This window comes from Nitrosomonas sp. Nm132 (genome assembly GCF_900100485.1).
GTDB lineage: Bacteria > Pseudomonadota > Gammaproteobacteria > Burkholderiales > Nitrosomonadaceae > Nitrosomonas.
Genome location: NZ_FNDH01000034.1, coordinates 19,244 through 29,651, shown reverse-complemented (window position 1 = coordinate 29,651; position 10,408 = coordinate 19,244). Strand labels below are relative to the sequence as shown.

Annotated in this window: 8 protein-coding genes; 1 reads left to right on the top strand and 7 read right to left on the bottom strand. The window is 48.6% G+C overall.

What is annotated here, in order from left to right:
* Positions 1-112 precede the first annotated feature (112 nt).
* Complete coding sequence (locus tag BLP80_RS11210; RefSeq protein WP_090543277.1) at positions 113-622, top strand: hypothetical protein; 510 nt, start codon at positions 113-115, stop codon at positions 620-622.
* 209 nt (positions 623-831) lie between these two features.
* Here BLP80_RS11210 and BLP80_RS11205 read toward each other — a convergent pair whose 3' ends face one another.
* The 7 genes from BLP80_RS11205 to BLP80_RS11175 form a co-directional block, all read right to left on the bottom strand.
* Positions 832-1,857: a ribonuclease T2 family protein gene (locus BLP80_RS11205; RefSeq protein ID WP_090543275.1), complete on the bottom strand. Its 1,026-nt coding sequence runs from the start codon at positions 1,855-1,857 to the stop codon at positions 832-834.
* Between the two features lie 66 nt (positions 1,858-1,923).
* Positions 1,924-3,375, bottom strand: a complete 1,452-nt coding sequence (gene dacB, locus BLP80_RS11200; protein WP_256325063.1) for a D-alanyl-D-alanine carboxypeptidase/D-alanyl-D-alanine endopeptidase — start codon at positions 3,373-3,375, stop codon at positions 1,924-1,926.
* A gap of 107 nt (positions 3,376-3,482) precedes the next feature.
* Positions 3,483-3,821: a hypothetical protein gene (locus BLP80_RS11195; RefSeq protein ID WP_090543273.1), complete on the bottom strand. Its 339-nt coding sequence runs from the start codon at positions 3,819-3,821 to the stop codon at positions 3,483-3,485.
* A 53-nt stretch (positions 3,822-3,874) separates the two neighbouring features.
* The gene (gene sucD / locus BLP80_RS11190; protein ID WP_090543271.1) at positions 3,875-4,750 is read right to left on the bottom strand and encodes a succinate--CoA ligase subunit alpha; all 876 of its coding nucleotides are present in this window, start codon (positions 4,748-4,750) and stop codon (positions 3,875-3,877) included.
* Positions 4,751-4,753: 3 nt separating this feature from the next.
* Positions 4,754-5,923 carry an ADP-forming succinate--CoA ligase subunit beta gene (sucC, locus tag BLP80_RS11185; protein ID WP_090543270.1) on the bottom strand — a complete coding sequence of 390 codons (1,170 nt, stop codon included), beginning with the start codon at positions 5,921-5,923 and terminating at the stop codon, positions 4,754-4,756.
* Between the two features lie 9 nt (positions 5,924-5,932).
* Entirely contained in the window at positions 5,933-9,586 is a 3,654-nt protein-coding gene (locus tag BLP80_RS11180; protein WP_256325062.1) for an ATP-binding protein, read from the bottom strand.
* Entirely contained in the window at positions 9,583-10,377 is a 795-nt protein-coding gene (locus BLP80_RS11175; protein ID WP_090543268.1) for an aldolase, read from the bottom strand. The genes BLP80_RS11180 and BLP80_RS11175 overlap by 4 nt, the downstream gene beginning before the upstream one ends.
* Positions 10,378-10,408: the final 31 nt, after the last annotated feature.

The following is a 10,408-nucleotide window of genomic DNA, read 5'->3' as shown; positions in this document are numbered from 1 at the left end:
ATGTATTTCTTTGCCATTGGCCCACTTCCATTCTACGTTGAAGCTCGAGAGTATGGGGAGCTTTAGCCGACATTTCAAGAATGACTGAGTACTAGAATCCGCCGAATTAAATATGTTTATCTTAAGAATTATGATATTTGTCAGCCTCACGCTATTCTCATCACTACTTGCTTTCTCTCAAGAGATAGCGAGAAATAACGAAGTGAAGGTAATAGATGAGCCTTTTGTCATAACTAATCCTTCGGTATCAGTAGTACTTGACCATCTATATTTTCAGAATGGATTACTGGACATTCCAATCGTAGATACTCCAGATCAGGCAGGATTATTTCAAGATGGGCTTTTTCAATATGACGCGCAAATCGATGCCTGGCGACTGCTGAAGTTTAATACACACCCAGTACGTCAAGGCCTCATTCAGAATGTAGAAATTATCATTACTGACACATTTCCCGTGCAGGTTTTTCTGAAAGTCAGCAGTCCAGATATCGCTTGTAATACCCCTGGAAGAATTAGCAAACGATTTTATGATTATCAGATTTCTCCGCCACTGCAGTATCAAGTTTTAACATCATTATCGATTTTATTCCCCCTCCGCCAGATGCAATCTGTGCTGCAGTAGTGGTTCCCTACGAAAAAATTGTTCCGTTGCAAGTCTATGGCTTGCCAGCTGGAACCTATGAATACATCGTCAATGGGGAACATACCGGCACATTTGATTTGACGAGTGATAACAAGTTGTAAACCTAGCTGAGTCTCCGTTTTCATTCGTATCCTGGTTGTCTGGCTGGTATCTCCTCGGTCAGACAACCAGGATAGATGCAAGTAATTCTATCGCATAACATTCATTGGTGATCGCCCTATTGGATCAATCTGAAAAGTTGCGCCACAATTTGAACCGCTCTGAGCAGGAGCGTTAGCCATCAGTTTTTCGAGATCTTCGCCCAACGTCAGCTCAGCGATCAGATTCATCTGAACTTCCACTAACATTCCCTGCTCACATCTCAGTTTCACCCTCTCTGGTGCGGCTGCCCCAAGGACAGCGGCTAGTCGATTCAGAAAATCCTCAGTACGCACTTGCTGGCCAATTCTGCGGTTCATAAAATAGGCCATACCCGATTCATTGAATTGACGGGCTAAATCTACCGACAGGTCAAAATATTCCTCCATAGATCCAGTTGTCTGGCAAGTTCCATGTTTGTGCCACTCGTGACGCTCAAGACAAGAGCCTACCTTGACACTCGGCATAACTTCCGCCAATGAAGCATGAGAATCTGGATCTAAGCTAACCTCCGGATAATCGCAGAAGTTATCTTTCTGAGCGCTGACCTCACCACAAAATTCATAGCGAATGCCACATTGCCGCTTATTGGGCCATAATCCATGCAACGTAAAATGCCGCGCCTGATAAGAGTCAGCATCGGCAATCTGGCATTCTGGTTTTTGCGGCTTAGTTTCACAGAATGCAGGCTGCCACGAGAGCGCGAGCACATAGCTATCTGCCTGACCAGCCGTCTTGCAAGCACTGCTTCCCACTCCATTTCCGCCATTCCCACCCTTAGATTTGAACTGACCACAGTCAGCGCTGACCCAGCGTTCCTTCGGATTAGCACCCGGCATCACAATTCGATACCAGCTTGGGCGATCGGACCTGTTAACCTCCAGCGTCTCATAATTTACCCCTACCTGGAGCTGAATATGATCCGGGTTAGTGAATTTATTTTTGGAAACATAGGCTGGACATGACTGTTGCGCAGAAAACACTCCTTTAGCTTTATCCGCCCAACTCGCAGATGCACAACTGATACCGAACACAATCAACAACACCCGTAAAGCGGCGCTCATTCGTGCAGACATTATTTTTTTCTCCACTCTATATCTATCGACTCAATGCAAAATGAAATACAAGAACAGCATAGATTCTTATGATCTTTCATATATCCATCTGATCAGCGCATCGATCGCTAAGCGCGCGCTACCCGCCTGTGGATGATTAACAAAGAAAACAACCACGACACGCCGGTCTTTATGGTCCAACAGATAACCCGCTATCGCCATCACTTCATTGAGCGTGCCCGTCTTCAGATGCGCTTTACCTGCAACCAATGTGCCCCTGAAGCGGTTTCTCATAGTACCATCCACCCCGGCAATCGCCAGAGACGAGACAAATTCAGGCATCACTGGGCTGTGGAATGCTGCCATCAGCAATTCCCCCATATGGTAAGCACTGATACGCTCTTTACGCGATAACCCAGATCCATTCTCCACAACCAAGTCAGGAAAACTTAGGCGTTTAGAAAACAGCCATTGTCTAATGGCTATATCGGATTGATCCAGTGAAACCGATGCATTGCTATTTGGCGGAATCGTCGTTTCCCCCAGCGCCAAATAGAGCTGCCGTGCAGCAACATTATTACTGAATTTATTGATTCCGCGGATAATGTCAGCGAGTGACGGCGAATAATATACTCTGAGAGGCGCTATTCCGTTTGGCACCCCGCCACTGCGCACGGAACCCCGAAATGAACCACCTTGCTGTACCCATAATTTTTTGAACAAATCGTGAACATAGTCGGAACTTTCGTGCAGGCTCAAATGATAGGTATTCTGGCCGCATTGAATAGCGTAGTTGCCGCTCAAGACAACGGTTACACGACCATTATTCCCCTCATGCTTGCGCACATCAATATGAAGCTGATTACGCCAGTCGCCACAGTTACCGCGGGTCAGTTTCAGATTATTTTTTAATTCAAGTAATTCCGAAGCAGGATCAGCCACCACACGCACGGTATTATTTTCTGGGTGGGGTATCAGATGCAATGCTGAGGCACGATAATTCACCAGCACCGCTTCGGGGAAAATATTATAAGTTTTATACCGATCACCATCAAAAGCACCGGGATCACCCACAGCAACGTTGTAGTAACTGGTATCCAAAATCAAATCACCCGTAATCTCTTTCAGGCCGGTCTGACGGATCTGGCGAACCAGTAGCCAGAAGTTTTCCAGATTGAGATTGGGGTCACCATATCCCTTAATGGCCAGATCGCCACGTAGAATGCCATTCTCTACCTTGCCTAGTGCATAGATTTCAGTTCGCCAGGTGTAAGCAGGACCGAGCAGCTCTAGACCTGCATACGTAGTCACCAGTTTCATCACCGAAGCAGGGTTAAGGGCTATATCTGAATTAACAGCAAGAATGGGTTGCTTGCCATTCACGTCTTTGACATAAATGCCAATCGCCGCCTCAGGAATCTCTGCTTGTTTAAGCGCATGACGGATTGCATCCGGAATGTCGGCAGACCACGCAGATAGCGTCGTAATCGCAAATAAAAAAGCAAGAATCGCTGTTAATCTGGGTTTTAAGGTGACCAAGAGTGACGCACCCTATCGGAATTAGAACAAGAATAAATAAGTTTGCGTCGTAATCCAGAAAGAAGCTGATTTAGTGCTATGTATCGAGTAACCCGCATTGCAATTAATTAGCGTTTACCTCGGCAAATCGCAAATCCATCATCCCATCCCATCCGGTACTGCCCATCGTTGCGATAACGTTGTTCATCCTTGTAACCATAGCGGGTTTTTTTCGCAGTCTCACAACCATCGATGTAACCTTCCTTGGTGGCCGGTGGATAGCCTCCAAGATTATAAGTTGGTCGCGCACTGGGCGGCAAAGGGCCAGCCGGGCGTTGCGGTTGTGCGGGTGCCGTTTGTGATTCGGGCAGAGGCTTTGCAGAAGGTTTAGGAGGAGGCGGAAATGGACCAGTCGCTGCGCAGCTTGCAAGCAGAATGATTAAAAACACCACTGAAATTCGATGCATCGTTAGCTTCCTCTTTAGATCTTATCTAAATAACCTCTTGGCATCTTTATGGTTTACAGCACTGACTTGAGCAGTTTGCCCATCTCTGCCGGATTACGAGTAACACGAATACCACATGCTTCCATGACAGCAATTTTTTCCTGCGCCGTTCCTTGACCGCCAGCAATAATCGCACCTGCATGCCCCATGCGCTTGCCTGGCGGGGCTGCTACTCCCGCGATAAAGCCCACCACTGGCTTTTTCATATTGTCTTTGATCCAGCGCGCGCAATCTTCCTCATCCGATCCCCCGATCTCGCCTACCATCAGCACTGCATCGGTTTCATTATCTTCATTGAACAGCCTCATTACATCGAGATGCTTCAATCCATTGATTGGATCACCGCCAATACCAATGCAGGTCGATTGTCCCAGTCCTAATGCCATGAGTTGTGCGACGGCTTCATACGTCAATGTACCGGATCGGGAAACCACACCAATCCGTCCTTTCTTGTGAATATAGCCAGGCATAATGCCTATCTTGATCTCATCAGGCGTGATGATACCAGGACAATTCGGGCCAATCAGCAGCGTTTTTCGCCCCTCCATCTTATAGCGGCTGCGCAGCATATCGCGCACCGGTATCCCTTCCGTAATACAAATGACCAGATCGAGATCAGCCTCCACTGCTTCATCAATGGCTGCCGCAGCAAAAGCTGGCGGGACATAAATGACCGAGACAGTCGCCCCGGTAGCTTCCTTGGCTTCCCGCACTGTCGCGTAAATGGGAATGCCTTCAAATTGTTCACCTGGCTTCTTAGGATTGACACCTGCCACAAAACATTGCTGCCCATTCGCATACTCACGACAAAGTCGGGTATGAAACTGTCCTGTTTTACCGGTAATTCCTTGTGTCATCACCCGGCTATGACGATTAATCAGGATAGACATGATCTAAGCTCCTCGTACTGCTGCACTTACCGCTTTCTCAGCAGCATCGGCCATATTCGTTGCTGAAATAATCGGCAATCCCGATTCAGCGAGAATTTTTTTACCCAGCTCCACATTGGTTCCTTCCAGGCGCACAATCAGCGGTACCGATAATTTTACTTCCCGCGCAGCAACTGTGACTCCTTCGGCAATGACATCACATTTCATGATTCCACCAAAGATGTTAACCAGGATAGCCCGCAATTTTGGGTTGCGCAGCATGATTTTAAATGCCTCGGTTACCTTGTCGACTGTCGCTCCCCCTCCCACATCCAGAAAATTAGCTGGACTCCCTCCATAAAGCTTGATGATATCCATGGTGGCCATGGCAAGTCCTGCGCCATTTACCAAACAACCAATATTGCCATCAAGCGAAATGTACGAAAGACCATACTCGGTTGCTTCAATTTCCATCGGGTCTTCTTCATCCAGATCGCGTAAAGCGACGATATCGGGATGACGAAACAGTGCGTTATCATCAAAATTCATTTTTGCATCGAGCGCAAGCACCTGATCGTCGTGGGTCACAATGAGTGGGTTGATTTCAAGCAGTGAGGCATCAGTCTCATCAAAAGCCTGATACAAACCTTTCAGTAGAAACCGCGCTGCGGTTAGGCTGGATGGAGGTATACTGATTTTGTTCGCAACAGCATCTGCGTCCTGATCAGTCAGCCCGGATATGGGGTCAATCAGGATTTTATAGATCTTTTCTGGCGTGCTCGCTGCAACCTGCTCGATATCCATGCCTCCTTCCGAACTCGCCATCAGGCAGGCACGCTGACGGCTGCGATCCACGACGATTCCCACATAATATTCGTGATGAATGTCCACGCCTTGCTCAATATAGAGACGATGAACCACCTGACCATTTGGACCCGTTTGAGGCGTGATCAACGGTTTATTCAGCATAGCTTCCGCCAGTAACCGGACTTCTGCAAGCGATCGTGCCAATTTCACACCCCCACCTTTACCCCGCCCACCTGCATAGATTTGCGCCTTGACGACCCATTTGTCACCGCCTAGCTTTTCAGCGGCAGAAACAGCTTCCTCTATGCCGAAACAAGCGATTCCTTGTGGTGTTATCACGCCATATCGACGCAAAATCTCCTTAGCCTGGTATTCATGAATTTTCATTATTATTCCTCAGCGTGCTTTATCCAGTGTATCAAGGTAACTATCCACCGCCGTCATCTCTGCCTCGAAATGAGGCAGCAGACTGGTTAATTCTTTTTCATTACTATCTTTGGCCGCTTGTTCTATTTTCGCGCACCATTCTCCCAACCCCACCGCACCAACCGATCGCGCCGATGATTTGAGTTTATGCGCAGCCGCCTTGATTTTGTCAAATTGGTTGGCTTGGTAGGCAGCACGGAGTTGCTTACCAATCTCCTTGGCATTTATATGAAAATCCTGCAAAAACTCCCGAATGATTGCAGGATCATTGCCTACCAATGCTTCAAGAATACTCACATCCACTGATGTGGTTGGCTGACTGGCAGGTATAGGCTCATCAGGCATGACCGGCTTATGTTCCAGTACCTGTAACCATTTCCCCAGGGTTGCTCTGAGTTGCTCCAGCTGTACCGGTTTACTCAAATAATCGTCCATGCCAATAGCCCGGCATCTATCGGCTTCACCCTTAAGCGCGTTGGCAGTCAAGGCGACGATTGGAATACGGTTTAACACGGTCTGGGCAGTTCGAATCGATTGAGTGAGCTGATAACCATCCATTTCCGGCATATGCAGATCAGTCAGAATCAAAGCATAGTCGCCGCTTTCCCAGCGACGCAATGCTTCGCGTCCATCGGCTACTACATCGGCTGCATAACCCAGCAAGGCCAGTTGTTGCCGGATGACTTTCTGGTTGATCTCATTATCTTCTGCCACCAGAATCAGCTTCCCTTGCCGCAAAGCTTCTTCGCGTGAAGGTGGCGTAATCCGTTTTGCCTCCTCTAGGAAAGGTATTTCTTCCTCCAGTTTTGCTTTACCCGCGGCAACAGCAACCGCCTGGAGAAACGACTGGCGATAGAGGATATTTCCATCCAGTGTAACCATTCCATCTTCCTCGATGCGTCCCCGATGGCGCCGCCCCCGCTTAACGATGACAAAATGAGGTTGGTCATGCGAATTCAGACTTGATCGAGTGCGGAAAGCCAGACGCAGTTCATCCACAGGAGGTTCTTCATGCCCTGCATCAATTACCAGCAACCACTGTGTAGCAGGAAGTGCTTTGATTCGCTCGCGAGCCGCAATCAGATCAGCGGCACGCTCTACATTAGCGCCAGCATACTTCAAGTAAGCGACCAAATCGTTACTCAACCCCTCATCGCCACCCAGCACCAGGCATGAAAGCCCTGTCAGATCAATCACATTCTCACTACTGACTGGTTTGGCTGGCGAAGGCTTAAATGATAAGTGTACGGTAAAGGTGGAGCCCTTACCCGGAGCACTCTGTACGGTAATTTCCCCTCCCATTAATTCCACCAGATGATGAGTGATTGTCAGTCCTAATCCAGTCCCTCCAAAACGCCGTGTCGTTGAAGCATCCCCCTGGGTAAAGGGCATGAAAAGACGCTTTAGCGCTTCTTCACTCATCCCGATACCATTATCCGTCACCTGAAATGCAACGGACACCCGATCCGGGCTTGACTCAGTCATGGTCACCTGCACTGAAACCCGCCCCGGCTGCTGCTGCCCACTGGAAAACTTGATTGCATTGTTGATTAGATTAACCAGTACCTGACGCAGGCGCAGGGCATCGCCAAAAACTTCTTCAGGGATAGCCGGGTCAGTAAATAAAGTCAGCTCTACTTCCTTGCTGGTCGCCATATGCTCCAGCATGCTACATGCCTTTTCCACCACCGTCGCCAATGGAATAGGTGTGAGTTCTATCTCTATCCTGCCTGCTTCAATTTTTGAAAAATCGAGGATGTCCTCAATAATTTCCAGCAATGCAAAAGCCGATTCACGGATCAGATTGGTCATTTCCATCTGGTAACTGGTCAAGCTTGATTGCTGCAGAACTTCAATCATCCCAATCACGCCATTCATAGGAGTACGAATCTCATGACTCATTGCCGCCAGGAAGGCTGATTTGGCCTGATTGGCCTGTTCTGCTTCAAGCCGGGCATTTTCCAGATCCTTCATGATTTTTACATGCTCGCGAATATCACGCATCACACCAGTAAAATGGCGTTTTTCCCCTACGAAATATTCACTGACTGCGAGATAAATAGGTATCAATTCACCATTTTTGCGTACCCCTTCCACCTCGCGCCCAAGGCCAATACCATGCGATCCAGGCAAATAGGGACGGCCGATATATTCTTGTCCATGACCAGTTTTGCAATATCGCTCCATATAAAACTCGTGCTGACTCCGATCAGGCTCCGGAACCAGAATAGCCACATTCTGTCCAATCGCCTCTTCGCTGGTATAGCCAAACAACTTTTCCACCACCGGATTGACGGAAAGCATAACACCTCTTTCATCGGTCGTGACGACACAATCCACCATGTGTTCGACCACCGAACGCGTCTCTTCTTCCTTGATGGCCAGCTCGGCATTAGCGTATTCCAGTTCAGCCGTCCGTTCTGCGACCCGCGCTTCCAGCTCGCGATAGCTAGTATTCAAGCGCTCGGTCATTGTATTAAAGGCATCGGCTAACTTCCCCGTCTCATCCCACCCTTCGATGGGTACTCGCTGCCGCAGATCCCCCAATGCAATCGCCTGTGCCCCTTGATTGAGCTTTTTCAAAGGTGTCACTACGCGCCGGTTGAACAATAACGCACCCAGTATGACAAGAATAAAGGTCAGGCCCAGAATCACGAGACCAGTGGTCCGCACCCGGAATACAGATGCAAATGCTTCCTCCACATCGATCTGCACGACCATCCCCCAGCTCATCCGTGGAAGGTAACGCCATGCCGCGACCACCTCATTGCCACGATAATCAATAGCCGTCCCACCGCCAGTCTGGCCATCCAGGCTTTTTTTGATAGTAACCGAAAGAATGGGGTCGTCGAGAGAAATCGTCCGTTTTAACGCTGCATTCGGTTCATCTTTCAAGGGCGCCATCACCAGTGCCATGCGATCGTTTTCAAGACGCGTAACGATCGTTTCACCGCTCTTCCCAAGACCCACATTATTGGTAAGCACTTCAAATACACGCTCGCTGTAAATCTGCAGCGCAAAAACACCATGCATTTCGCCTTCAATGAAGATGGGGACACCGACAAAGGCGGCAATAGCACCTTTTGAAGGGTTGTAATATTCAAAGTTCGAGATGCTGCTCTTACCCGTGTCCAATGCCTGACGAAATACCTGCCCCAACCCTGTATCTCGATAAGGACCAGTAAGCAAGTTAGTGGCAAAATCATGCTCATGGGCATAGCTAAAGACCACCCACCCTTCAGTGGAAATCAGGAATACATCATAATACCCCGCGCCCTCGACGAAGCGCTCAAAGTGTTCACGATACGTTGCATCCAGCTTACGATAAACCTCAGCATCAATACCATGCTGATTAAACACATTGGTAAATTGATCAATGGCCTGATGCGTGGTCTCGGTCGCCTGAATCAGGTTGGCATCATGCAAACGTTCATACAAGTAAGAATTAATTTGCTCGACCTTCTTATCAGCGATCGCTGAAACCTGCTGGATAGCTGCTTTGTGAATCTCCGTTTCAAACGTTTGCAGTAAGCTATAGCCAATCAAAAGAATAGGTAATAGCGCGACAAGGAAAAACCAGATCGCGAAACGCTGCGTCAGAGAAGTAAAATGAATCGAACTCATTCCAGCAAGCAGTCTGCATTATGCTGCTGTTTTAGGCTACGACGCGCATAGTAGGCAAATGCAGCCGCACTGCGTTGGGCACGTAGAATCCAGTCATGCGCCTCACGTCCAAGCTCGGGTTCTATTGGCTGAATCTTGCCGGCTGAAGCCGCCAGTAGATGCATGCGCGCAGCTCGCTCAAATGCAAGTGCCAATAGGCAAGCTTCTTCAATACTACTACAGGCTACCAGCAAGCCATGGTGTGCCAACAATAAAGTACGTTTACTGCCCAATGCGGCTGCGATCAGTTCGCCTTCCTCATTGCCAACCGGCACTCCTGGCCACCTGGAAAGAAAAGCCACATCATCGTACAGCACACAATTATCCATGTGAGAAATCTCTAAAGGAACCTCCAGCATGCTCAAAGCCGCCGTATGCACGGCATGCGTATGAATGATGCAATGCACCTCCGGTCGCGCCCGATAGACCCATGCATGAAAACGATTGGCGGGATTGGCCATGCCCTCCCCTTCCAGTACCTGCAAATTCTCATCGACCAGCAATAAATTACCCACACTGATTTCGTCGAATCCCAGGCCAAGCCGTTGCGTCAGAAAAGTACCCGGCTGCTCTGTACGCGCCGTAATCTGGCCCGCCAATCCTGAATCATGGCCATTATCGAACAGGATGCGGCAGGTCAATGCCAGCTTCTGGCGTAATGTATAGTCAGTACCCTGCACACTTTTCTCCATCTGGTCGAAGGCGCGTTGTATCAGTTGATTTTTATCGAGATTGAAAGTGTCATTGTTCATGGTAGTGTCTCTCTGATCACAGGCTATACAG

Excerpts from the sequence above, each read along its gene's own strand:
- BLP80_RS11210 (WP_090543277.1), top strand. The coding sequence starts at position 113 with ATGTTTATCTTAAGAATTATGATATTTGTCAGCCTCACGCTATTCTCA.
- BLP80_RS11205 (WP_090543275.1), bottom strand. The coding sequence starts at position 1,857 with ATGTCTGCACGAATGAGCGCCGCTTTACGGGTGTTGTTGATTGTGTTC.
- BLP80_RS11195 (WP_090543273.1), bottom strand. The coding sequence starts at position 3,821 with ATGCATCGAATTTCAGTGGTGTTTTTAATCATTCTGCTTGCAAGCTGC.
- sucD (WP_090543271.1), bottom strand. The coding sequence starts at position 4,750 with ATGTCTATCCTGATTAATCGTCATAGCCGGGTGATGACACAAGGAATT.
- sucC (WP_090543270.1), bottom strand. The coding sequence starts at position 5,923 with ATGAAAATTCATGAATACCAGGCTAAGGAGATTTTGCGTCGATATGGC.
- BLP80_RS11180 (WP_256325062.1), bottom strand. The coding sequence starts at position 9,586 with ATGAGTTCGATTCATTTTACTTCTCTGACGCAGCGTTTCGCGATCTGG.
- BLP80_RS11175 (WP_090543268.1), bottom strand. The coding sequence starts at position 10,377 with ATGAACAATGACACTTTCAATCTCGATAAAAATCAACTGATACAACGC.